Below are 23928 nucleotides of genomic sequence, written 5' to 3' on the forward strand. Positions count from 1 at the left end.
TGATCTCCATTCGCCTCATCACGTACCGCCGCGTTCCCTATGATCATGGAAACGAAGTCCCGGGCAGGTCGCCGACGACGCGAATGGAGACCGAGATGGCCGCACGATGGACCGCGTTACCCGGCCTGGCCGCGGTGAGCCTGCTCGCCGCCGGCTGCGTCAACCCGAACACGGGCACCTCGAACGCGGACGGCGGCCCGTCGCCGAGCGCCTCCGCCGCGACCTCGCCGGGGACGTCCGGCGGAGCCAAGCGGATCGGCTTCTTCGGCTTCGCCAAGGCCAACTCCTTCTCGGCCGCCACGTTCGCCGGCGTCGAGGAGTACGCGAAGGCGAACGGCGCCACCGCGGAGTTCCTCGACTCGAACTTCGATGCCCAGGCCCAGGTGCGCCAGCTCCAGGACGCCGTGACGGCCAAGCGGTTCGAGGTGTTCGTGGTCCAGGCCAACGACGGCGCGGCCGTGGTGCCGGCGATCGGCTCCGCCGTGCAGGCCGGGATCACCGTCGTCGTGCAGTTCACCCCCGTCGGCACCCGCTACGACACCGCCGACCCCCAGGTGGACGGCACGATCACGCTGATCGACGTGCCCACGCTGAACGGCGAGGGCCTCGGTGAGCTGGCGATCCAGGCGTGCGCGAGCAAGAAGCTGGACCCCTGCGAGGTCGGCTACCTGGAGGGGCTCAAGGCGCTGCCGCTGGACAACGCCCGCACCCAGGCCGCCGTGGCCAAGCTGAAGGCCGCGCCGGGCGTCGAGGTGAAGGCCCAGCTCGAAGGCGGTTACACGCAGGAGAGCGGGCGCAAGGCGATGCAGGACGTGCTGCAGAAGAACCCCGGCATCGACGTGATCATCGGCGCGTCGCAGGCCATCCTCGGGGCCGAGGCGGTGGCGAAGGGCAAGGACATCATGTATGTCGCCAACGGCGCCTCCCGCCAGACCGTCCAGGCGGTGCGCGAGGGACGCTGGTTCGGCGCGTACTACCTGCCCGTCAAGACCCTCGGCGCCAAGGCCGCGGAGCTGGGGCTGCGCAAGGCGCGCGGCGAGCAGATGCCCGCCACGAACCTCGCGACGGACGTCCGGCCCGGCACGAGCATGGGGACCAAGGACGCGCTGGCCCAGGTGAGCGGCGAATACGACGAATGACGGCCAGGTCGCTGCGGGACCACGGGATCGTCCTGGCGGTCGCGGTCCTGGTGGTGGCGCTCTCCCTGGCCACCGACACGTTCCTGAGCGCGGGGAACCTGGTCAACCTGCTGGACCAGGCCGTGGTCGTCGGCCTGCTGGCGTGCGGGATGACGGTGTGCGTGATCTGCGGCGTCTTCGACCTGTCCGCCAGTGCGGTGCTCGCCGTGAGCGCCATCGTGGCGGTGCTCGTCACCGAGCGCGCCGGGGTGCCCGCCGGGTACGCCGCCGCCGTGGTGACCGGCGGCCTGCTCGGCACCCTGAACGGCGTGGTCGTGGTGCTGTCGCGGGTGCACTCGTTCATCGCCACGCTCGCGCTCGGCATCGTGCACCGCGGCCTGGCGCTCGTCATCACCGGCGGCGCGATCGTCTACCCGGGGGCGGGCCTGCTGGAGTCCTTCCAGTCGCTGAGCTGGCCCACCGTGCTGGGCGGCGTCACCGCCTCCTCCCTGCTGCTGGTGGTGGTGGCCGTGGTCACGTCGCTGCTGCTGGCCCGCACCACCTTCGGCCGCCGCGTGTACGCCGTGGGCGGCAACCCCACGGCGGCCTGGCTGGCCGGGATCGGCGTGCGTTCCGTGCGCGTGGGCGCGTTCGCGATCAGCGGCCTGTGCGCCGGGCTGGCGGGGCTGGTGCTGGCGGCGCGCGGCGGCTCGGCGCAGCCGGACATGGGCACGCTGCTGGAACTGACCGCCATCGCGGCGACCGTGATCGGCGGCACGAGCATCCTCGGTGGGCAGGGGGCGATCTGGCGCGGCATGGTGGGCGTGCTGATCCTCACGTTGATCGGCAACGGCTTCAACCTGCTCGGCTGGAACTCCACCTACCGCCCGGTCGTCGAGGGCCTGCTCATCCTGGCCGCCGTGAGTGTTGATCACGCTTTGCGAGCCCGGCGATCTTAACGAAAGATCGAAAACTGGGTCACATGAGCGTTACGATCTGTTCTGAGCAGTTTGCGGTGTGGATCTGAAGGGCCGGCATGACCAACCCCTCGCGCGTTCCCGTGGGCATCAACCCCAGTGTTCCCAACGCGGCGCGCATGTATGACTACTACCTCGGCGGCAAGGACAATTTCGCGGCCGACCGCGAGGCAGCCGAGAAGATCATGGCCTTGGGCCCGAGCAGGGAGATCTGCCTGGCCAACCGGCGCTTTCTGGGCCGCGCCGTCCGCAGCGTCGCCAATCTGGGCATCGACCAGTTCATCGACCTCGGCACCGGCCTGCCCAACCAGAACAACGTGCACGAGGTCGCCCGCACCGTCCACCCCGAAGCGCACGTCCTCTACGTGGACTACGACCCGGTGGTGATCGTCCACGGCCGCGCCCTGCTGGCCGGCACGGACGCGAACATCACGATGCTGGACGCCGACGTCCGCGACCCCGGCTCGATCCTCGACGCCCCCGAGACGAAGCGGCTGATCGACTTCACGAGGCCGGTCGGCGTGGTCTTCCTCGGCGTGCTGCACTGCCTGACCGACCGCGAGGACCCTTGGGACGTGGTGGCGACCTTCCGCGACCGCCTGGCCCCCGGCAGCGCCCTGGTCGTCTCCCACCTCACCGACGACGCTCATCCCGAGGTGGGAGAGGCGGCGCGGGAGGTGTACGACGACGTGGACGCGCCCCTGGTCCACCGCAGCCGGGAGCAGGTCACCCGCATGTTCGACGGCTTCGACCTGATCGAGCCGGGGGTGACGCACGTGGCGGACTGGCGCCCCGAGGAGGTGTGGGAGACGGAGCTCGCGGGCAGCGAGTGGTGGTACGTGGGCGTCGGCCTCAAACCGTAGAACCCCGGATGGACGCCCGTACAGAAGCGCGTGCGGGCGCCCGCGCTCAGGGCGCGGCGGTGATGGCGGCGGGCAGGGCGAGCAGCAGTTCGTGCGGCTCGCCGCCCTCCCAGAGGCGGATCAGCTTGGTCCCCGCCTCCCCCGGGTCGAACTGCTCGCACCCCAGCGGACCGAAACAACCGGCCTCGTCCAGCATGAGGATCAGCGGGTCGTCGTCGGGGAGGCTGGCCGCGTAGGCGGCGGTGTCGAGCAGTGCCAGGGCGCACTTGGCGTTGCGGCCGTCGTCCCTGGACTCCACACGGTCGAGGCGGCGCCGGGCCTGGCCCCGGAGATACGCGGCTAGCGATTCTGACCTGCTCACGACTAACCTTCTCTGGTTACGTACATACGGCTACGACATCATCACTCAAAGTGAGTGCGTATCGGGGGACGTTCGCAAAGTTCAGCCAGTCGCCACCCCGGAAGGGGCCGACCTTTAGTCGTACGGGAGTATTTGTGCCATGAATGCGTTCGACGACCTGTACAGCGCAAACGCGAAGTTCGCCGAGAGCTTCGGGGGCTCTGATCTCACCGGCCGTGCGGCACGCGGGCTGGCCGTCGTGACCTGCATGGACTCACGCATCGACCCCCTGGGCCTGCTCGGCCTCCAACCCGGGGACGCCAAGATCCTGCGCAACGCCGGTGCGAGGGTGACGGACGACGTGCTGCGTACTCTGGTGCTCGCCGTCTACGTGCTCGGGGTGAACCGGGTGCTCATCATGCCGCACACGGACTGCGGCATGGCCAAGGTGACGGACGCGGAGGTGCACGCGCTGACCCGCGACCACGGGGTGGACACCAGGAGCCTGGAGTTCCACACGGTGCCCGACCAGAGCGAGGCGCTGAAGCACGACCTCACCCGCATCCGCACCACCCCGTTCCTGCCCCGGGACATGCCGGTGTCCGGCGGCATCTACGACGTCCACACCGGCCGCCTGACCCCGTCTCCCCACTGACCCACCCGGAGGCACCGGCTCGCGGACTCGCGGCGAAGGACGCTAGGCGGCCCTGTCACCCAGGCGGGGCCGTTCCCGCGCCGGCCGAGCGCTTCCGTTCACCGTCCCTGGCGATCATCCCGGCCTCCAGGGTGCCCTTGAAGGTGGGACGCGCGCCCCAACAAGGCCAGATGCGCCCCAGAAGGCTCTGAAAGCCCGCAGGAGAGCCCAGGGGGCCCGGGACCGCCCAGAACTCCCTCCAGCCCCGACCGGCCGCCTGAGCCCCCAGCAGGACGCATCCCCTGAGAACACGCCCGGACGACCCGACGCCGAGCCCGAAGAAAGGACCGGACGAGGAGACCGGCCCAGGCATCCGGCGCCGCAGCAGCGGATGCTCGGCGAGACGTCGGACCCCGAGCACCGGCTCGGACGCCGGCTCCGGCCCAGCGGGCTCGGACGCCGGCCCCGGCACAGCGGGTCAGGCGCCTGAGCACCGGCCCCGGCGGCAAGGCGGCGTCAGGCGTCGATGTGGTCGCGGTCGACCTCGGCCGCGCTGTTGACGATGAACTCCCTGCGCGGCGCTACCTCGCTGCCCATCAGCAGGTTGAAGATGCCCTCGGCCCCTTCGGCGTCCTCGATCCTGACCCGGCGCAGGATGCGGTGGCGCGGGTCCATGGTCGTCTCGGCCAGCTGGTCGGCGTCCATCTCGCCCAGACCCTTGTAACGCTGCACCGGGTCCTTCCACCGCTTGCCGCGCCGTTCGAGATCGCGCAGCGTCTTGTGCAGCTCGGCGTCGGAGTAGCAGTAGATGTACTTCTCCTTGCCCCGCCCCGGGTTGGTCAGCTCGATGCGGTGCAGCGGCGGCACGGCGGCGAAGACCCGCCCGGCCTCCACCATCGGCCGCATGTAGCGGTGGAAGAGGGTCAGCAGCAGGCAGCGGATGTGAGCGCCGTCCACGTCGGCGTCGGCCATGAGGATGACCTTGCCGTAGCGGGCGGCCTCGATGTCGAACGAGCGCCCGGAGCCGGCTCCGACCACCTGGATGATGGCGGCGCACTCGGCGTTCTTGAGCATGTCGCTCACGGACGCCTTCTGGACGTTGAGGATCTTGCCCCGGATCGGCAGCAGGGCCTGGAACTCCGAGTCGCGGGCCAGCTTGGCGGTGCCGAGCGCGGAGTCGCCCTCGACGATGAACAGCTCACTGCGGTCGACGCCGTCGCTGCGGCAGTCGACCAGCTTGGCCGGCAACGCCGAGCTCTCCAGCGCGCTCTTGCGGCGCTGGTTGTCGCGGTGCTCGCGGGCCGCGATGCGGGCCTTCGCGGCGGCCACGATCTTCTCCAGCACGGCGCGCAGCGGCTGCTTGTAGCCGCGCGGCGGGTTGGCGAACAGCTCCTTGAGCTCACGCGAGACCACGTGGGAGACGATGCGGGTGGCCGCGGAGGTGCCGAGCACCTCCTTGGTCTGGCCCTCGAACTGCGGCTCCGGCACCCTGACCGTCACGACGCCGGTCAGGCCCTCGGAGATGTCGTCCTTGGTGACGGGGTCGTCGCCGTTCTTCAGCAGGCGGGTCTCACGCAGCAGCTCGTTGATCGTACGGACGAGGCCGCGCTCGAAACCGGTCAGGTGGGTGCCGCCCTTGGGCGTGGAGATGACGTTGACGAACGAGCGCACGGTGGACTCGTAGCCCTTGCCCCAGCGCACCGCCACGTCGACGCTCAGCTCGCGCTCGACCTCCGTGGGCGTCATGTGGCCCTGGTCGTCGAGGACGGGCACGGTCTCGCGGAAGTGACCGAGGCCCTGCAGCCGCAGCACGTCGCAGACCGGCTCGTCACGGGCCAGGAACTCGGTGAACTCGGAGATGCCGCCGTCGAAGCGGAACTCGTCCTCGATGCGCTCCTCGTGCCGGCTGTCGACGACCGCCAGGGTCAGCCCGGGCACCAGGAACGCCGTCTGCCGCAGGCGCACGTGGATCTCGTCGAGCGAGACCTCGGCGTCGGGCAGGAAGATCTGCTTGTCGGCCCAGAAGCGCACGCGCGTGCCGGTGGGGTTGGTCGGAGGCTTGGAGCCGATGCGCAGGCCGGACTTCTTCTTGAACTTGGCCGTGGGCCCCTCGCCGTCGAAGATCCCGGGCACGCCGCGGCGGAAGCTGATCTCGTGGACCACGCCGTCGCGGTCGACCTCGACGTCGACCCTGGCCGACAGGGCGTTGACCACGGAGGCGCCCACGCCGTGCAGACCGCCGGAGGCGCCATAGGAGCCGCCGCCGAACTTGCCGCCCGCGTGCAGCTTCGTGTAGACGAGCTCGACACCCGCCAGACCGGACTTCGGCTCGATGTCGACGGGAATGCCCCGCCCGTTGTCGCGTACCTCGATGGACCCGTCGGCGTAGAGCTCGACCTCGATCCGGTCGCAGTGCCCCGCGAGCGCCTCGTCGACGCCGTTGTCCACGATCTCCCAGAGGCAGTGCATGAGCCCGCGACTGTCGGTGGACCCGATGTACATGCCGGGTCGCTTGCGAACGGCCTCGAGGCCCTCAAGCACCGACAGGTGACGAGCCGTGTAACCCGCCTCCACTAGCGTCACTCCAGCTCCTCCCGCCTAGGCATCGAACATGTGTGCGTAGCCTATCGCTCTTCCCCTACGCGCGCGTACAAGCTTGCCACGGTGGCACGTTTGGTGTTACCAACCGGCTGATCGTCATTACTTTCGGGCACATTCTGCTCTGGGCGTAGCGAGGGGGCGGTTGGGAACGTCCACGTCCGGTTAGATGTTGTTCCAAGTGACTGACGCCAGATCCTCGCTTCGGCGGGGGTGACCCGAAAGGCGATACGTGACTGGAGCTCTCGCCCCCGTTAAGCCGCTGACGGCCCTCGACCGCTGCGACCGCTGCGGTGCCCAGGCCTACATTCGCGCAACCCTACCCGTGGGTGGGGAGTTGCTGTTCTGCGCTCACCATGGGCGTCAGCACGTCGCAGCGTTGCGTGAAAAGGGCGCCGACATCCTGGACGAGTCGGCTCGACTCAGCGAAACCCCTTCAATTGCCCCCAACGGCGAGCGCTGACAACGCCCGTCGTGTGAGATAACCACATATCGCGTTACAGAACGGCGATCCCGGCACGTCCGGGGTCGCCGTTCTGCGTGGAAACCCCTGGCAGGGCAGGCGGCTGGGCTCGCGGCGGCCCGTCGTCGAAGCCGGTCGGCTTGGTGACGAGGGCGCTGGCATGCGGCCGACGAAGGCACTGGCGTGCGGCCCGTGACGAAGGCACTGACGTGCGGCCGGCAGGTGCCATGCCGGCAACGGCGCGACCTGGCCGATCAGCCGCGACCTCGCGGGACCACGGGTCCGCGTGGCCTTGACCGGATCCGTGAGAGGGCGCGGACCAGGGCCAATAAGCTAGTGAGCTGTGCTGATCCTGCTGCCGCCGTCCGAAGGCAAGGCGTCCGAGGGCTCCGGCCCGCCCGTCGGCGAACTGTCCTTCCCCGCTCTCGACCGGTCCCGCCGGCGGGTGATGAACGCGCTCGTACGCGCTTCCAAGCGCCGCGACGCCCTCGACGTGCTGGGGCTGACCCCTGGGCTGGCCGGTGAGCTGGCCAAGAACGCCGAGCTGAAGACCGCCCCGACACTGCCCGCGGCCGAGCTCTACACCGGCGTGCTGTACGACAATCTCGGGCTCGCCACCCTCTCCGCGGACGCCAGAACGCGGGCGGAGGAGTCGCTGGTGATCTTCTCCGGACTGTGGGGTGTGGTGAAGATCACAGATCACATTCCGCCGTACCGGCTGTCGATGGGCGTCAATCTGCCGCCCCTGGGCGGGCTGGCGGCGTTCTGGCGCACGCGGGTGACCAAGGAGCTCGACCGCGTTCCCGGGCTGGTGGTGGATCTGCGGTCGAGCACGTACGCGGGGGCCTGGCAGCCGGGCGAGCGTTCTGTGACGGTACGGGTGTTCCGCGACGGCAAGGTCGTCAGCCACATGGCCAAGGCGACCCGAGGCGAGATCGCCAGGACGTTGCTGTCCCAGGACACGGAACCCGCCACCCCGGACGACCTGGCCAAGCTCCTCGGCAACCTCGGCCACACCGTCACCCTCACCGCCCCCTCTCGCCCCTCCCGCCCCTGGACCCTCGACGTCCACATCCCCTCCTGACCCCACCTACGCGAGGACCCGACGGCTTGGGACACGCAGGGATCAGTCGGGCGGCCAAGTCCAGAGGCGTGAAGGGCCAGAGGCGCGAAGGGCCGGGAAGTGCGAGACGCCATCCGCTTCGATGGGACGTCATCGAAGCGCCCGGGGCCCGAAGTCGCAGGACGCGAGGGGCTTGGCAGTGGGAAGCCCAAGGTCCGGAGACCCGGGAAGCCACAGGCCGACCCGACCGCCGCTACGCGGGCAAGAGCGCAGCCGTCATGAGTCCCGGCCCGCGATCACGAAGGCCTGAGCAACAACCGTCCCGAGACCAGGCCCACCATCAGCAACGATCGTCACGAAACCAGGCCAACGTTCACGAAAGGCATGGACCCCAACCGTCACCGGAACAAGCGGACGCCCCGCCGGGAAAAGTCCCGGCGGGGCGTGCCGTTTCATCTGGACCGGCCCGGAGGCCGATCATGACCGAACCTCAGTCCAGGTAGTCGCGCAGAACCTGGGACCGGGACGGGTGGCGCAGCTTGGACATGGTCTTCGACTCGATCTGGCGGATGCGCTCACGGGTCACCCCGTAAACCTTGCCGATCTCGTCGAGCGTCTTCGGCTGCCCGTCGGTGAGCCCGAAGCGCATCGACACGACGCCCGCCTCCCGCTCCGACAACGTGTCGAGAACGGAGTGCAGCTGCTCCTGGAGCAGCGTGAAGCTGACGGCGTCGGCCGGAACGATGGCCTCGGAGTCCTCGATGAGGTCGCCGAACTCGCTGTCGCCCTCCTCACCCAGCGGGGTGTGCAGGGAGATGGGCTCGCGCCCGTATTTCTGGACCTCGACCACCTTCTCGGGGGTCATGTCCAGCTCGCGGGCCAGCTCTTCCGGCGTGGGCTCGCGGCCCAGGTCCTGCAGCATCTGCCGCTGGACGCGGGCCAGCTTGTTGATCACTTCGACCATGTGGACCGGGATGCGGATGGTCCGCGCCTGGTCGGCCATGGCCCGGGTGATCGCCTGCCGGATCCACCAGGTGGCGTAGGTGGAGAACTTGTAGCCCTTGGTGTAGTCGAACTTCTCCACGGCCCTGATGAGGCCCAGGTTGCCTTCCTGGATCAGGTCGAGGAAGAGCATGCCGCGCCCGGTGTAGCGCTTGGCCAGCGAGACCACGAGCCGGAGGTTGGCCTCCAGCAGGTGGTTCTTGGCGCGCCGGCCGTCTTCGGCGATCCATTCGAGCTCGGCCTTGACGTCGACGGGCAGCCCGTCGGTCTCGCCGCCGCCCAGCTGCTCCTCGGCGAACAGGCCCGCCTCGATGCGCTTGGCCAGCTCGACCTCCTGCTCGGCGTTGAGCAGGGGGACCTTGCCGATCTGCTTGAGGTAGTCCTTGACCGGGTCGGCGGTGGCGCCGGCGGCGGCGACCTGCGCGACCGGGGCGTCATCGTCGTCGTCGGAGAGGATGAGGACCTCGTCCTCGGTCTTCTCCGCCGTGACGGCCTCGGCCACGACCTTGGGCTCGTCGGCGTCGGTGTCGGTGTCGTCGTCGGAGTCACCCTCGGAGTCGGCCTCGGCGACGATCTCCTCGTCGTCGACGTCGATGTCTTCGAGGTCCTCCAGCTCCACGTCGCCGTCGAGCTCGAGATCCTCGTCGTCGTCCGACTCGCCCCGCGGGGCCTCGGGTGCCTTCTTGGTGTCGGCAGGCCCAGCATTCTTCTGCTCGGCCTTCTTGGCGGCGGCGGGTGCCGCGGCCTTCTTGGCCGCGGGGGCGGCCTTCTTGGCAGGGGCCGCCTTCTTGGCGGCCGGCTCGGCTTCAGCGGTGCCCACGACCGCGGTCACGGTCTCGGGCTGCTGCTCTTTGGCGGCCGCCGCCGTCTTGGTCTTGACGGGGGCGGCGGTGCGGCGCTTTGCTGGACCACGAGACTTCTTCGGCGCAGCCGAATCCGCGGCGGTCACCACCACGGTCACGCCCTCTTTGCTGAGGTTCCGCAAGAACGCGGCGGCGTGCGACATGGGGATGTCCGCCTCCTCGAAGGCCTGACGAACATCCTCAGACTCGAGGAAACCCTGCGAGCGCCCACGCTCGAGCAGTCGCTGAATGACGGGCTCGTTCAGCTCTTGTGGCTTCGAGCGAGTCGAACTTGCAGGCGACACGAACACCTCTCGAACGAACGCGTGGCGACAATGGACCCAGATGCCCGCTGGGGGGCTGTTGCCTCTCTCGGAGATCGGTGAGGCCGTGCGGACCGCGACGGACCTGCACAGCATTGTGGCACGACCCCGCACTCCATACGGCCACCTCCCGGCGGTTGACCTCCACCCTAGGCCGACCGAGACAGTAGTGCGTACGTAAGCGGGGCACTGATACCCGAAAGCAACCGTTATGACTGTTTCATTCAGTCACTCTTCGTGGCTGGTGGGACGTGGATTGCGAGCGCGGTAACGTCATCATCCTGTTCATATCCAGACAACATCCGGTCAACCAGGAAGTCCAGCAGCATGTGCGGACTACTGACGACCTCAGGCGGCGCTTCGGTCACAACACTGCATATCTCTGCGAGACCGGCATCCAGCCCGCGCTTCCTGTTCTCCACGAGTCCGTCGGAGTAGAGCACGGCGGTATGGCCGGGCGGCACCACGAACCGGAACTGCCTGCGGCTGGTCGGCCAGCCTAGCGGAGTGCCGGGCTCGGCGTCGCACAGGATCGCCGTGCCCTGGGGCGAAACCAGCACGGGTGGCGGATGACCGGCCATGGCCAGCGTGCCCTCGCCGGTGACCGGCTCGACGACCATGTAGGCCAGGGTCGTGACCTGCTCTTCCTCTTCCGTGGCCTCGAAGACCCGGTCGAGGCCGGTGAGCACGGCCGCGGGCGGCGGGTTGGTCAGCGCCAGTGCCCGCATGGCGTTGCGGATGCGGCCCATGCCGGCGGCCGCCTTGACACCCTTGCCCATGACGTCGCCGACGACGGCCGCGACGCGCCCGTCCTGGAGCACGAACGCGTCGTACCAGTCGCCGCCGACCTGGACGTGGCGGCTGCCCGAGCGGAAGCGCTGGGCCAGCACCAGGCCCTTGACCACCGGCAGGCGGTCGGGCAGCAGGCTGCGCTGCAGCGTCTCGGCGGTGCGGTGCTCACGCTCGAACAGCGTGGCCCGCTCGACCGCCAGCGCGCACTGGCCGGCCAGCGCCTCCAGGAAGACGCCGTCCTCCTGGGAGATCTTCTGCGGGCGCGTGAAGGAGAATCGGAGCGCTCCCAGGGCACGTCCCGCGGCGAGCAGCGGCAGGCCCACCCAGGCGCGCTCGTCGCCGTGGGCCAGGAACCCGGCCAGCACCTCCTCGTCGCCGCCCGCTTCGAGCAGCTGGGCCTTCAGCGACTCGGGGGACTCGGCGAACACGGGCCGGCGGCTGTTGACCGCCATGGTCATCACGTTGGAGTGGGACAGCGGGATCTCGTCACCAGTGGCGCCGGACGCCTCCAGGATGCCCTCGCCGTTGATCAGCTTGAGCGCGGCGCGGTCGGTGTCGAGCAGCGCGACCGCCGAGCGGTCGGCGGCCAGGGCGGTGCGGCCGACGTCGATGATGACCTGCACCACCTGCTCGACCGTGAGCGCCTCGGCCAGCATGGCCGTGGCGCCCTGGAGGCGGGCGGTGCGCAGGGCGGCGGCGCCGAGCTGGTCGGTCAGCCTGCCGCGCATCTCCTCGGCCTCGCGCTGCGGGGTCACGTCGGTGTTGGCGCCGACCCACTCGACCACCCGGCCGTGGCGGATGATCGGCACGGCGCGGACCTCGAAGTGGCGGTAACCGCTGGCCCTGGTGCGCACGCGGTAGTTCCACTCGAACATGGTGCGGCCGCGCAGCGCCTCGCGCCACGCCTCCTCGGTCTGCTGGCGCTCCTCGGGGTGGACGACCTCCAGCCAGCCGCTGGCCAGGTATTCCTCCAGGCCCTGGCCGGTGATGGCGCGCCACTGCGGGGCGTCCTCGACGACCGCTCCGGTGGGCGAGGTGATCCAGACGAGCTGGGACTGCGCCTCCACCAGCGAGCGGTAGCGCTCCTCGCTGCGGCGCAGCGCCTCTTCGGTCTGACGGCTCTCGGTCACGTCGAGTCCCACCAAGGCGATGGCGCGCAGCTCGCCGGCATCGTCGTGAACCGGCGAGAACGACAGCGACCAGTGCCTGGTGTCGCCCTCGGCGGACCGGACGCGCACGCGGCCCTCGGTGACCGGCGCGTCGCTCTCGATGACGGCCTGCACGGCGTGAGTGATGATCTGGCTGAGGTCGGCGGCCAGCACCTCGACGGGCGGCCGGCCGACCATGCGGTCCGCGGGCACGTTGACGACATCGCTGAACACGTCGTTGACCCGCTGGATGCGGCTGTCGGCGTCGAAGAAGGCGAAGGCGAACTCCGCCTCGGACAGCATGCCCTTGAAGAGGGCGGAGTCTGAGATGTCCACATCCGACTCCCGGGGACGGGGAACGGAGGTCTCGGCGCTCATGGTCCGCACCTCCGTCGCGTGCCAGGGTCTCCCACGCGGCACATCTCCATAACTGTGTATCGGCGTAGCGCAGCTCCGGGCGACCGGATCCTGCAGTACATCATCGACGATGGGCATGTACGGACGGAAGCCCCCGCCGCGGCCCGGTCGCCTTTAGGGTCTACGCATCCTGTCAAAGTCGCTCCACATTGCGCAGCAAGATCAGGTTACAGCGCCCAATTGCCGGGCCCGTTTCCCGGGCCGCGGGGGCGGCCGGCGGCACGGCTACTGGGCCTTGGCGGTGCGCTTGGCCTCCTGTTTGGCCTCCCGCACGCGGGCCAGGGAGTCGCCGTCGACCACGTCGGCGACCGATCGGTGTGAGCCCTCCTCGCCATAGGCTCCCGCCGCATCACGCCAGCCTGACGGCTGGACCCCCAACTGCTTGCCCAGCAATGCCAAAAAGATCTGGGCCTTCTGCTCACCGTATCCCGGCAGGGCCCTGAGTCGTTTCAACAACTCTTGACCGTCAGCGGCATCGTTCCATATCCGCTCGGGACGCCCGTCATAGTGTTCGACGAGATGGGCCGCGAGCTTCTGCACCCGCCCCGCCATCGACCTGGGGTAGCGGTGCACGGCCGGCTTCTCGGCCAGCAGGGCGACGAACGCCTCGGGGTCGTAGGAGGCGATCTCCCCGGCCGTGAGGTCGTGGCCGAGCCGCTGGGAGATGGTGTAAGGCCCCGTGAACGCCCATTCCATGGGGATCTGCTGATCGAGCAGCATGCCGACGAGCAGGGCGAGCGGGCTGCGGCCGAGGAGCTCGTCTGCCTCGCTCCGCTGGGCGAGCTGGATGCGCATGGAGACAGCTTCGCACGAAAGGGCGCCCGGTGAAGTGAACACAGGCGTCGTGGAGCCTTGACACATCGCGGCAAAGGGGTGGAATGAGAGCGCAAGTCGCCCTGCATGCATTCCTGGGGGTTTGCCCCCCGGTTTCTAGAGGAATCTCACATCTATGCTCGCTCTGGCCACACGGTTCCTGCGGGAACCGGTCAGTCTCAGGCTGGCCGAAGAGTTCCTAACCGTACCCGTGGACACGATCGACCGCTGTGTGGCCGACGTGTGCGCGTGCGCGCAGCATCTGGGCATCTCAGCGACGCCCGAGATCGTGGAACGCATCGCCCGCGAGCACCTGCTCGCGATCGTGAACTCCGCGCCTCCTCCCCGGGGCATCCGCTAGCGCGCCCGGGGAGGAAAGGCCGGCGCCGTACGGAGCGCCCATGCCGGCCTGCCCAGGCGGAAAACGCCACTCCCGATAACATCGGGGTCACCGGGCCGAGTTCTACGCACCGTTTGCGCCTGGAATACGAGAGAGTGAGGGTGTGCGCCGACACCGACGAGATCCCCGGGAGAGCACCCCGCCAGACGACGTGTTCAAGGAGATGGTGCAGGCGGCTCGCGAGCTGCTGGCCGTACGCACCCCTCTCGACGCGGAGCTGATGGTCTCCGACATGATCGGAGCCTGGTGGGGCAGGCGGGTCCGGGGCGGCGACGTCGAGCAGGTGCTCGGGGAGGGTCTGGTCGACTACGCGGCCAAGGCCGGCACGCCCGCCTCGCTGACGCTGCTGATCTGCCTGGCCTATCTGGGCAACGCCCGCCAGGGCGCCAAGGCCGAGGGCGCGGCGCTGGCGATGATGGAGTCGGGCGTGGCCAGGCCGGGCTGGGCCGACCGGGTGGGCGCGGTGAAGCCGGCCGGCTGCTACGTCTCCCGCGACGCCTACGGCGACGAGGACACGGTGATCTGCACCTTCGCCTACCGCTGGAACGACAGCGAGCAGCCGATCGACCGGCACGCGCTGGTGATGGTGGTCGACTACAACATGAACGGTATGGCGCGCGACGCCTGGGTCTCCTCCCACGTCGACAAGCTGCTCGAACAGGCCAGGGCCGAGGCGGCGGGCAACCCGCTGCTGCTGTTCGAGGAGATCGCGCCCGAGCAGGCCAGGGCGCTGCTGGAGTCGGCGATGAAGGCGACCAGGGAGCCGAAGACGCCGCCGCCGGTGAGCGACAGCTACAGCGCCTACCACGCCTTCGCACGTTCCAGGCTCAAGGCCCTGCCCCCTGGCCGCAAGCGGCCGGCGCCGCTGCACATCGAGGCCCCCTACAGCAGGGAGCGGCGGGCCATGCTCGCGGCGGAGTTCCTCGCCTCCGACGCCGCCGAGCACCTGTCGGACCCGTCGGCGGCCTCGCGCTGCGCCGACCACATCATCGACTACGGCTGCGAGCAGGACTTCAACCGTCCGCTGCGGGTGAGCCCGACCAAGTGCCGCACGTTCCTGCTCGACTGGCTGCCGCGCAAGGTGATGCTGAGCGTGGCCGAGCAGGAGGCGATGCCGCACGCGCTGTCGGCGTGGGTGCGCTTCGCCGCGGCCCGCACGCAGCTGCCCGAGCAGGGGCTGAAGGCCACTCTCGACGCGGTGTGGGAGGCCATCGGGAAGTTCCCCGAGGCGTACCGGGATCCGACGTCGTTCGGGCTCGACCGGCCGCTGCTGGAGCGGCTGCTGCCGGACGGCGACCTGTCGGCGCTGGCCAGGCGGGCCTTCGCCTTCCCCTACCTCCAGGGCACGCACAACGGGATCGATCTCGACCGGCTCGACCCGGCCGATCAGGCGGACCGGCGTACGTTACTCGAGATCGACCACGGCGGCGCGATCGACCAGGAGCACCTCGCCTGGCACGAGGAGATCGCCACCCGCCTGTGGGACGGCGACCCGCCGCAGCTCTGGGAGGCCGCGCAGCGCCTGCTCGATCTCGGGCACGACCGTCACGACGTGCTCCACGTGCTGATCGAGATCGCCGAACGGATCGGCGGCGACCCCGAGGAGCTGGCGGCGGCGCTCGACGACATCGCCGACATCCCCGACGAGATCTGACGGCGGAGCTCAGGACACGAGGGAACACGTTCCATGGCGATGTTCAGCAAGACCGGGCAGGGCCGTTACCTGGCGTCGGAGCACACGCAGGGCCCGTGGGACCCGCGTACGCAGCACATGGGGCCGGTCACCGCGCTGATCGTCCATGAGCTGGAGCAGGCGTTCCCGCGGCCGGAGCTGGAGCTGTCCAGGCTGGTGGTGGACGTGTTCGCGCCCGTTCCCGTGGCGGAGCTGGAGGTCACGACCGGCGTCGTACGCGACGGCAAGCGGGTGCAGTGCCTGTCGGCGAGCGTGTCGTCGGGCGGGCGCGAATACGTCAGGGCCAGCGCGTGGCGCATCCGCGCGGCCGGCACCCCGCCCACGCCGGTCCAGGCCCCGCCCGCGCCGGTGCCGCCGCCGTCGGCCGAGCACGCCGGCTCCTGGCTCGGCTCGGGCTTCGGCTACGGCCGGGCGATGGACTGGCGTTTCGTGGCCGGCGGCCCGATGGCGCCGGGCCCGGCCACGGTGTGGGGCAGGCTCACGATGCCGCTGGTCGAGGGCGAGGAGCCGACTCCGATAGAGCGCGTGGCGGTGCTCGCCGACAGCGGCAACGGCGTCAGCATGGCCCTCGACTTCGGCACCCACCTGTTCGTGAACGTGGACCTGACGATCTCGCTGTTCCGCGCGCCGGCCGGCGCGTGGGTGTGCATGGACGCCGCCACCGTGATCGGCCCGTCGGGCCGCGGGCTGACCCGTTCCACTCTCTACGACTCCGCCGGCGAGATCGGCGCCGCCATACAGACGCTCTTCGTCGCGCCGAGGTAGCCGATAGCGCCATGATGGTGCCATGGTGATCGACCTCAACGCGGACCTCGGCGAGGGTTTCGGCATCTGGCGGCTCGGCGACGACCTCGCGCTGCTCGACATCGTCACGAGCGCCAACGTGGCCTGCGGCTTCCACGCGGGCGACCCGGTGACCATCAGGCGCACGTGCGCGGCGGCCGTCGACCGCGGCGTGGCCATCGGGGCGCAGGTGTCCTATCGCGACCTGGCCCACTTCGGGCGCAGGGAGATGGACGTCGAGGAGGAGGAGCTGTGCGCCGAGGTGCTCTACCAGCTCGCCGCCGTGGACGGCATCGCCAGGGCGATGGGCGGGCGGGTCTCCTACGTCAAGCCCCACGGCGCGCTCTACAACCGGATCTGCCGTGACGAGGCGCAGGCGGCGGCGGTGATCGACGCGGTGGCCGACTACGACCCCTCGCTGCCGGTGCTGACGCTGCCGGGGTCGGTGGTGCACAAGGTGGCGGCGGCCGAGGGGGTGCCGACGGTGAGCGAGGCGTTCGCCGACCGGGCGTACACGCCGAGGGGCGCTCTGGTGCCGCGCCGCGAGCCTGGCGCGGTCATCCACGACGCCGCCGCGGTGTCCGCCAGGGCGCGCCAGATGGTCGTGGAGGGCTCTGTGACGGCCGCTGACGGCAGTTCCGTCCCGATTTCCGCCCGTTCCATCTGCGTGCACGGAGACACGCCTGACGCGGTCAGGCTGGCGCAGGGCGTGCGGGACGAACTGCTCGCGGCCGGAGTGGTCCTCCAGGCGTTCGCGTGATCCGCACGGCCGGGGAGCACGGGCTGCTCGTGGAGACCGGCTCGCTGGAGCTGTCGCACCGGCTCGACGCGGCGCTGCGGGCGGAGCGGCCCGAGGGCGTGGTGGAGATCGTTCCGGGCCCCGAGACGGTGCTCGTGGTGGCTCCTGGGGTGGATCGGGCCAGGTTGCTGGCGCGGGTGGAGGAGCTCGCGGTGCGGGAACGGGCCAAGGCCGCCCGCGGCGCGGACGAGGAGCAGCCGCTGGTCACCATTCCCGTCGTCTATGACGGGGCGGATCTCGATTCCGTGGCGGCGCTGGCGGGCATCTCCGCCGCCGAGGTGGTGGCCCGGCACACCGGGCGGGAGCTGGTGGTGGGCTGGCTCGGGTTCGCGCCGGGGTTCGCCTATCTCACCGGGCTGGATCCGGTGCTGGAGACGCCCAGGCTGGACACGCCGCGCACGTCGGTGCCCGCCGGGTCGGTGGCGGTGGCGGGGCCCTACTCCGCGGTCTATCCGTCGGCCTCCCCCGGCGGGTGGCGGCTGCTCGGGCGCACCTCGACGCGGGTGTGGGACGTCACGGCCGATCCGCCCTCGCTGTTCCGGCCGGGCATGCGCGTGCGGTTCGAGCCGGCATGATCGAGGTTCTCTCGCCCGGCCCGTACGCGACCGTCCAGGATCTCGGCCGGCCCGGGCTCGCCCACCTGGGGGTGCCGTGCTCGGGAGCGGCCGACGCGCCGAGCCTGCGGCTGGCCAACCGGCTGGTCGGCAACCCCGAGGAGCTGGCGGCGATCGAGCTGACGTTCGGCGCGGCGCGGCTGCGTTTCCTGGACGCGGCCTGGGTGGCGCTGGCGGGGGCGCCACTGGTGTCGGGGGCCGACATGGGCGTGCCGATCTGGGTGCCGGCGGGCGGCGAGCTGCGGCTGGGCACGACCGTGTGGGGGCTGCGCACCTATCTGGCCGTGCGCGGCGGGATCGCGGTGGAGCCGGTGCTGGGCAGCCGGTCCACCGACTCGCTGTCGGGTCTTGGTCCCGAGCCGCTGCGGGCGGGCACGCTGCTGCCGGTGGGGCCGCCTTCCGGGGTCATCTCCGTGGACCTCGCGCCGCGGCCGGAGCCGCGGCCCGCCGTGCTGCGGGTGCTGCCGGGACCGCGCGACGACTGGTTCGTGCCGGGGGCGCTGGCCGCGCTGTGCGGCGGGACGTACACGGTGAGCCAGGACAGCAACCGCGTCGGCGTGCGCCTGAGCGGGCCCGAGCTGGCGCGGGTCAGGGAGGGCGAGCTGCCCAGCGAGGGGATGGTGACGGGGTCCGTTCAGGTGCCGCCGAGCGGGCAGCCGATCGTCTTCCTCGCCGACCATCCCCCGACCGGCGGCTATCCGGTGATCGCCGTGGTGCGCGGCGCCGACCTGCCCGTCGCCGCCCAGCTCAGGCCGGGCGACGAGGTGCGGTTCACAACTCGACCTGGCCGATGACGCACGTACGGACGTCGCCGCCGACCCACACCTCCCCCTGGTCGCCGGCGGTGATGCGCACGCGGCCCGCGCGGCCGATCACGGTGCCCTGGGCCGCCACGTACGGTGCCGAGGCCCGCCCCGTGCGCAGCAGCCACTGCGCCAGCGAGGCGTTCAGGCTGCCCGTCACCGGGTCCTCCACCATGCTGCCCTGAGCGGGGAAGAACGCCCGCACCTCGAACGCGGCCTGCGAACCCGCCGGATACGGCCCCACCACGCCCACGTCGTGCGGGACCGTCTCCGGGCGCAGCGCGAGCACCTGTTCGGCGTCCTTGAGCAGCAGCCCGACCCAGCCGGGCCCGTTGTCGGCCCATTCCGCGGCCACGACGTCGGCGCGCGTGATCCCGAGCGAGGCGACGATCCGGTCCAGGAGCTCCTCCTCCACCGGGCCCGAGCGGATCAGCGGCGGCGCGGCGAAGGCGAGCCCCGCGTCCGTGGCCGCGATCCGGACCAGCCCGGCCCCGCACTCCTGCACCACCCGGCCCTCGGTGCGCGGCCGGCCGCCGGACTCCAGCCAGGCGTGACAGGAGCCCAGCGTCGGGTGACCGGCGAAGGGCAGCTCGGCCTCGACGGTGAAGATCCGTACGCGGTAGTCGGCCTCCGGCGTGGTCGGCGGCAGCAGGAACGTGGTCTCGGACAGGTTCGTCCAGCGGGCGAAGCGCCGCATCTCCTCCGTGCTCAGCCCTTCGCCGTCCACCACGACCGCGAGCGGGTTGCCGGTGTACGGACCCGAGGCGAACACATCGACTTGCGTGAATCTGCGCAACATACCCAGGAGTCTTCCAGGAAGGTCTTTTCCCACCGACATGCCGCCCCCAGACTGGTCGTTGTGGCGGATTTCGATGTGGTGGTCCTGGGTTCCGGACCTGGTGGGCAGAAGGCGGCCATCGCGGCCGCGAAACTCGGCCGGAGCGTGGCGGTCGTCGAGAAACGGAACATGATCGGCGGCGTCTGCATCAACACGGGCACGATCCCGTCGAAGACGCTGCGTGAGGCGGTCCTCTATCTCACGGGGCTGAACCAGCGGGAGCTGTACGGCGCCAGCTACCGCGTCAAGGACGAGATCACGGTCACCGACCTGGGCATGCGCACCCAGCACGTCATCGGCCGCGAGATCCAGGTCATCCGCAGCCAGCTCGCCCGCAACCACGTGACGGTGCTGCAGGGCACCGGCCGCTTCGTGGACCCGCACACCATCGGGATCGTCCACGACGAGGGCAAGACCGAGGAAACGAAGATCACCGCCGAGAAGATCGTGATCGCCACGGGCACGTCGCCCGCGCGGCCGTCCAGCGTCGAGTTCGACGACAGGACCGTGATCGACTCCGACGCCATCCTGCACCTCGACCGGGTCCCCGAGACGCTGGTCGTGGTGGGGGCCGGAGTCATCGGCATCGAGTACGCCTCCATGTTCGCCGCGCTCGGCACCAAGGTGACGGTGGTGGAGCGGCGTGACCGCATGCTGGAGTTCTGCGACCTGGAGATCGTGGAGGCGCTGAAGTACCACCTGCGCGACCTCGCGGTGACCTTCAGGTTCGGCGAGAACGTGGCGGCCGTCGAGCGCCGCCCGCGCGGGGCGCTGACCCTGCTGGAGAGCGGCAAGAAGATCCCCGCCGACTGCGTCATGTACTCGGCCGGCCGCCAGGGCAAGACCTCCGAGCTGTGCCTGGACGCCGCCGGCCTGGCCGCCGACGACCGGGGCCGGATCAAGGTGGACGAGAACTACGCCACCGAGGTGCCGCACATCTACGCCGTCGGCGACGTGATCGGCTTCCCCGCGCTGGCGGCCACGTCGATGGAGCAGGGGCGGCTGGCCGCCCAGCACGCCTGCGGCGAGCCGGGCGGAGACCTGAACGAGCTGCCGCCCATCGGCATCTACACGATCCCCGAGATCAGCTTCGTCGGCCGCTCCGAGGACGAGCTGACCAGGGACAAGGTGCCGTTCGAAGTGGGCATCTCGCGTTACCGGGAGCTGGCCAGGGGGCAGATCATCGGCGACTCGTACGGGATGCTCAAGCTGCTGGTGTGCTCGGAGACGCGGCGGCTGCTCGGCGTGCACGTGTTCGGTACGGGGGCCACGGAGCTGGTGCACATCGGGCAGACCGTCATGGGGTGCGGCGGCACCGTCGACTACCTGGTCAACGCGGTGTTCAACTATCCGACGCTGGCGGAGTCGTACAAGGTGGCGGCGCTGGACGCGATGAACAAGATGCGGACGATCGCCCGGCTCACCGCGGAGATGTGAGCCGGGCGACCTACCGGGATGCTCAGCTGAGCGTCCACTTCTGGTTGGCGGCGCCCGTGCAGGTCCAGAGCTGCAGGCGGGTGCCGTCGGCGGAGGTGTTGCCGGTGACGTCGGCGCACTTGCCCGCGGCCGGATTGACCAGGTCGCGGCCGGCCGTATGGGTCCACTGCTGGTTGGGCGCGCCCGTGCAGGACCACAACTGCAGCTTGCTGCCGTCGGCGGTGCCGTGGTCCACGACGTCGAGGCACTTGCCCAGGGCACGCAGCGTGCCGTCACCGGGGCGGGTCCACTGCTGGGCGGCGGTCCCGTTGCAGGTGTAGAGCTGTACGGCGGCGCCGTTGGCACTGCTGCCGCCGGCCACGTCCATGCACTTGCCGGCCAGCCCCGTCACCTGGCCGCCGCCACCTCCCGGGTTCTCGCCGGGCGTGCCGTTCCAGGTGAACGTGGCGGTGGTGCGGGCGGGCAGCGCGTACGTGAAGGACTGGCCGCCCCAGTTCACCCGGACGGACTGGGCCGAGCCGCCGCCGTTGTGGGCGATGAGGGCCTTGGAGCCGTCGGGGTTGCGGTAGGCCACGTTCTGGACGGTCGCGTTGGCGGTCGAGGCGATCCGGAACGCCCCGGGCTTGACGAACTTGGTCAGGTGGCCGGTCGTGTAGTACTCGATCGTGTAGTCCACCTGGCCGGCCCGCGAGCCGCCCTCCTGGACGGTGATCAGGCCGGTGCAGGTGCCGCAGCCACCGTTGTGCGGGCCCATGTTCTGGTTGAGCGCGAGGCTCCACTTGACCAGGCTGCCGCTCCAGTTGCGGGCGTAATTCACGATGTCGGCCATGTCCTCGTTGTGCTGGTTGCCGACCCAGGTGCCGCCGGAGTGCTCGGTGCTGAACTGGCGTACGGACGGGTACTGGTCGTGCACCTGCGTGCCGACGGCCGGGTCACCGAAGTAGCCGTGCCAGGCGATGCCGCCGAACAGCGGGTCGTTCCGCACCGCCGGGTCGGCCAGGATGGGGCCGCCGATCTGGCCGTAGTCGCCGTAGTTCCAGTCGTGGACGAGCACCTTGGTGGTGATCCCGGCCGCGCGGAAGGCCGGGTAGACGAAGTTCTTGGTCAGCTCGATCAGGCCGGAGGCGTTCCACGACATGCCGGGGTAGTTCATCGCGGTCGGGTTGCCGGCCTGGCAGCAGTTGGGCTCGTTCTGCAGCGAGACGTAGTCGACCTTGACGCCGGCGGCCTGGTAGCTCTGCACGTACTTGACCAGGTACTGGGCGTACGTGCCGTAGTGCTCGAACTTCAGCCAGCCCATCTGGTCCATCCGGCCGTTGTCCTTCATCCAGCCGGGCGCGCTCCACGGCACGCCCTTGACCCGCAGCGCCGGGTTGAGCTGCTTGGCCTGGACGGTCAGGAGACGGACGTTCGTGTCGTAGCCGTTGGCGCCGAAGTCGTTGAGGTCGCAGCAGGTGTCGTCGAGCGAGACCATGCCGGGCCTGGACAGGTCGGAGGCGCCGATCGGGTTCCGGACGAAGGACAGGCCGATGCCGTCCGCGGGCGAGAACAGCTTGCGCATCACCTCGTCCCTGGTGGAGGCGCTGATCGCGCCGCCGCGCAGCAGGTGCGCGGTGGTGTCGGTGATCGACGCCCCACCGCCCTCGAACTGCTGGTACGTGGTGCTCTCGTCGACGGTGACGGCCTGGCCCGAGCCGCCCGGCGGCCCGAAGGCGATCGGGGACTGCTGCTGGAGGCCACGGGTGACGGTACGGCCGCCGGAGTCGGAGGTGGTGGTGAGCCAGACGTTCACGGGCTCACCGGCGGCGAGGGCCGGAACGGGCGCCGCCAGGCACAGGGCGGCGGCGCATGCGAGCGCGATGAGGATTCTGGACACGGCGAGTCCCTTCAGGGCGGGGGGTGAGTGCCCTTGAAACAAATGAAACAAACTCGTAACGCGACCTGCACTGAGCAGACAAACACGAGTCAGAGTGGGCAGTCAACCGATGTAACAGATGAAACAAATCAGCGCGGGGCCGGTCCGGTCGAGCCCCTGACGACCAGCTCGGCGCCGAGCGAGACGTGCAACGCCTCCAGCGTGTGCCTGCTGAGCAGCCTCATCAGCAGCGTGACCGCCATCCGGCCCATCTCCTGCAGCGGCTGACGCACGGTGGTCAGGGCCGGCGAGGTCGCCCGGCTGACGTCGATGTCGTCGAAGCCGGCCACCGACAGGTCCGCGGGCACGCGCAGCCCGCGCTCGGCCGCCGCCCGCAGCGCGCCGACCGCCGCCTTGTCGTTGAAGGCCACCAGCGCCGTCGGCCGCTCAGGCAGGTCGAGCAGCTCGCACGCCGCCAGGTAGCCCTGCTCGATGTTCGGCTCCGGTACGTGCCGCAGCAGCTCGGGGGCCTGCAGCACCCCCGCGTCGGCCAGGGAGGCGGTGTAGCCGGCCAGCCTGGCCTCGCTGGGCAGCCACTCCACCGGGCCTCCGATGATCCCGACCCGGCGGTGGCCCAGCTCCGTCACGTGGGCCATCAGCTTGCGCCCGCCGGCGAAGTGGGCGGCCGACACGGCGGCGATGTCCTTGGGTGGCGGGGTCCGGGGGTCGATCACGACGAAGGGGAAGCCGCGGTCGCGCAGGCGTACGAGAGCGTCGCCCGGCTCGGGCGGCAGGATCAGGATCGCCCCCGCGACGCCAGGCCGGTCGGGCAGCCCCGGCAGCACCTCCGTCTCCTGCGCCGCCTCCCCCGCGCCCAGGATCATCTCCCTGCCGTGCAGCTCGATGGTCTCGCCCACCGAGGAGACGATCAGCCCGAAATAGTCGGTCAGCACGTACGGGCAGCGGACGTAGACGGCCCCGCCGTGGGCCGGGCCGTGGACGTCCGGCGCCACGCGCGGCCTGGGCGCCTGGTCACCGAGGCGGCCGACGGCGCGCAGCACCAGGTCGCGGGTGTGCGGAGCCACGTTGGCCTGGCCGTTGAGCACGCGCGAGACGGTGGCGATGGACAGGCCGGTCTCGGCGGCGACGTCACGCACAGTCGCGCGCGCCCTGCCTTCCCTGGCCGCCATGCACGCTCCCCGCTCGGCTGTGCGGCCAGGATATTCACCCGGCCGAGCCGATCACCACCCCGCGCCCGCGCCGGCCGCGCGGGGCGGGCGACCTGCGGGCGTGCGGCCGGGACCGTCGCCCGC

Annotated in this window: 21 protein-coding genes; 13 read left to right on the plus strand and 8 right to left on the minus strand. The window is 70.5% G+C overall.

Annotated features, from left to right (window positions below):
* Window positions 1–95 precede the first annotated feature (95 nt).
* The 3 genes from ABFX54_RS39735 (at window position 96) to ABFX54_RS39745 (ending at window position 2958) form a co-directional block, all read left to right on the plus strand.
* Window positions 96–1139, plus strand: a complete 1044-nt coding sequence (locus ABFX54_RS39735; RefSeq protein WP_346111993.1) for a sugar ABC transporter substrate-binding protein — start codon at window positions 96–98, stop codon at window positions 1137–1139.
* Window positions 1136–2077: an ABC transporter permease gene (locus tag ABFX54_RS39740; RefSeq protein ID WP_346111994.1), complete on the plus strand. Its 942-nt coding sequence runs from the start codon at window positions 1136–1138 to the stop codon at window positions 2075–2077. The genes ABFX54_RS39735 and ABFX54_RS39740 overlap by 4 nt, the downstream gene beginning before the upstream one ends.
* 77 nt (window positions 2078–2154) lie before the next feature.
* Window positions 2155–2958, plus strand: coding sequence for an SAM-dependent methyltransferase (locus tag ABFX54_RS39745; RefSeq protein WP_346111995.1), 804 nt, complete (start codon window positions 2155–2157; stop codon window positions 2956–2958).
* Window positions 2959–3004: 46 nt separating this feature from the next.
* Here ABFX54_RS39745 and ABFX54_RS39750 read toward each other — a convergent pair whose 3' ends face one another.
* Entirely contained in the window at window positions 3005–3319 is a 315-nt protein-coding gene (locus ABFX54_RS39750; protein WP_346111996.1) for a hypothetical protein, read from the minus strand.
* Window positions 3320–3458: 139 nt separating this feature from the next.
* Between ABFX54_RS39750 and ABFX54_RS39755 the strand changes: the two genes are divergently transcribed.
* Window positions 3459–3953, plus strand: coding sequence for a beta-class carbonic anhydrase (locus ABFX54_RS39755; RefSeq protein WP_346111997.1), 495 nt, complete (start codon window positions 3459–3461; stop codon window positions 3951–3953).
* 495 nt (window positions 3954–4448) lie between these two features.
* On the opposite strand, the gene ABFX54_RS39760 is transcribed toward ABFX54_RS39755, so the two are convergent.
* Window positions 4449–6515, minus strand: coding sequence for a DNA gyrase/topoisomerase IV subunit B (locus tag ABFX54_RS39760; protein WP_346111998.1), 2067 nt, complete (start codon window positions 6513–6515; stop codon window positions 4449–4451).
* Between the two features lie 247 nt (window positions 6516–6762).
* Here ABFX54_RS39760 and ABFX54_RS39765 point away from each other — a divergent pair, with 247 nt between their 5' ends.
* Window positions 6763–6993, plus strand: coding sequence for a DUF7455 domain-containing protein (locus ABFX54_RS39765; RefSeq protein ID WP_346111999.1), 231 nt, complete (start codon window positions 6763–6765; stop codon window positions 6991–6993).
* Window positions 6994–7336: 343 nt separating this feature from the next.
* Complete coding sequence (locus ABFX54_RS39770; protein ID WP_346112000.1) at window positions 7337–8077, plus strand: YaaA family protein; 741 nt, start codon at window positions 7337–7339, stop codon at window positions 8075–8077.
* Window positions 8078–8546: 469 nt separating this feature from the next.
* Here the strand turns inward: ABFX54_RS39770 and ABFX54_RS39775 are convergent, their stop codons facing one another.
* The 3 genes from ABFX54_RS39775 to ABFX54_RS39785 form a co-directional block, all read right to left on the minus strand.
* The gene (locus ABFX54_RS39775; protein ID WP_346112001.1) at window positions 8547–10205 is read right to left on the minus strand and encodes an RNA polymerase sigma factor; all 1659 of its coding nucleotides are present in this window, start codon (window positions 10203–10205) and stop codon (window positions 8547–8549) included.
* Between the two features lie 242 nt (window positions 10206–10447).
* Entirely contained in the window at window positions 10448–12541 is a 2094-nt protein-coding gene (locus tag ABFX54_RS39780) for a SpoIIE family protein phosphatase (RefSeq protein ID WP_346112002.1), read from the minus strand.
* 264 nt (window positions 12542–12805) lie between these two features.
* The gene (locus tag ABFX54_RS39785) at window positions 12806–13375 is read right to left on the minus strand and encodes an HhH-GPD-type base excision DNA repair protein (RefSeq protein WP_346112004.1); all 570 of its coding nucleotides are present in this window, start codon (window positions 13373–13375) and stop codon (window positions 12806–12808) included.
* 154 nt (window positions 13376–13529) lie between these two features.
* Between ABFX54_RS39785 and ABFX54_RS39790 the strand changes: the two genes are divergently transcribed.
* From ABFX54_RS39790 to ABFX54_RS39815, 6 genes are all read left to right on the plus strand, one after another.
* Window positions 13530–13754 carry a hypothetical protein gene (locus tag ABFX54_RS39790; protein ID WP_106250249.1) on the plus strand — a complete coding sequence of 75 codons (225 nt, stop codon included), beginning with the start codon at window positions 13530–13532 and terminating at the stop codon, window positions 13752–13754.
* A 202-nt stretch (window positions 13755–13956) separates the two neighbouring features.
* Window positions 13957–15447 (plus strand): hypothetical protein, encoded by a 1491-nt coding sequence (locus ABFX54_RS39795; RefSeq protein ID WP_346112005.1) that lies wholly within the window; start codon window positions 13957–13959, stop codon window positions 15445–15447.
* 33 nt (window positions 15448–15480) lie between these two features.
* Window positions 15481–16251: a thioesterase family protein gene (locus ABFX54_RS39800; protein WP_346112006.1), complete on the plus strand. Its 771-nt coding sequence runs from the start codon at window positions 15481–15483 to the stop codon at window positions 16249–16251.
* 22 nt (window positions 16252–16273) lie between these two features.
* Window positions 16274–17029, plus strand: coding sequence for a LamB/YcsF family protein (locus ABFX54_RS39805; protein WP_346112007.1), 756 nt, complete (start codon window positions 16274–16276; stop codon window positions 17027–17029).
* Window positions 17026–17643, plus strand: a complete 618-nt coding sequence (locus ABFX54_RS39810; RefSeq protein ID WP_346112008.1) for a 5-oxoprolinase subunit B family protein — start codon at window positions 17026–17028, stop codon at window positions 17641–17643. Before ABFX54_RS39805 ends, ABFX54_RS39810 begins: the two co-directional genes overlap by 4 nt.
* On the plus strand, window positions 17640–18476 hold the full coding sequence (locus tag ABFX54_RS39815; protein ID WP_346112009.1) for a 5-oxoprolinase subunit C family protein: 837 nt from the start codon (window positions 17640–17642) through the stop codon (window positions 18474–18476). The genes ABFX54_RS39810 and ABFX54_RS39815 overlap by 4 nt, the downstream gene beginning before the upstream one ends.
* On the opposite strand, the gene ABFX54_RS39820 is transcribed toward ABFX54_RS39815, so the two are convergent.
* Window positions 18454–19284, minus strand: coding sequence for a PhzF family phenazine biosynthesis protein (locus ABFX54_RS39820; protein WP_346112010.1), 831 nt, complete (start codon window positions 19282–19284; stop codon window positions 18454–18456). The two genes, ABFX54_RS39815 and ABFX54_RS39820, sit on opposite strands and share 23 nt — an antisense overlap.
* A gap of 60 nt (window positions 19285–19344) precedes the next feature.
* Here ABFX54_RS39820 and sthA point away from each other — a divergent pair, with 60 nt between their 5' ends.
* The gene (gene sthA / locus ABFX54_RS39825; RefSeq protein WP_346112011.1) at window positions 19345–20760 is read left to right on the plus strand and encodes a Si-specific NAD(P)(+) transhydrogenase; all 1416 of its coding nucleotides are present in this window, start codon (window positions 19345–19347) and stop codon (window positions 20758–20760) included.
* A gap of 22 nt (window positions 20761–20782) precedes the next feature.
* On the opposite strand, the gene ABFX54_RS39830 is transcribed toward sthA, so the two are convergent.
* Both ABFX54_RS39830 and ABFX54_RS39835 read right to left on the minus strand, forming a co-directional pair.
* The gene (locus tag ABFX54_RS39830; RefSeq protein WP_346112012.1) at window positions 20783–22636 is read right to left on the minus strand and encodes a ricin-type beta-trefoil lectin domain protein; all 1854 of its coding nucleotides are present in this window, start codon (window positions 22634–22636) and stop codon (window positions 20783–20785) included.
* 128 nt (window positions 22637–22764) lie between these two features.
* Window positions 22765–23805: a LacI family DNA-binding transcriptional regulator gene (locus ABFX54_RS39835; RefSeq protein ID WP_346112013.1), complete on the minus strand. Its 1041-nt coding sequence runs from the start codon at window positions 23803–23805 to the stop codon at window positions 22765–22767.
* Window positions 23806–23928: the final 123 nt, after the last annotated feature.

The organism is Nonomuraea maheshkhaliensis, from assembly GCF_039529435.1.
GTDB lineage: Bacteria > Actinomycetota > Actinomycetes > Streptosporangiales > Streptosporangiaceae > Nonomuraea > Nonomuraea maheshkhaliensis.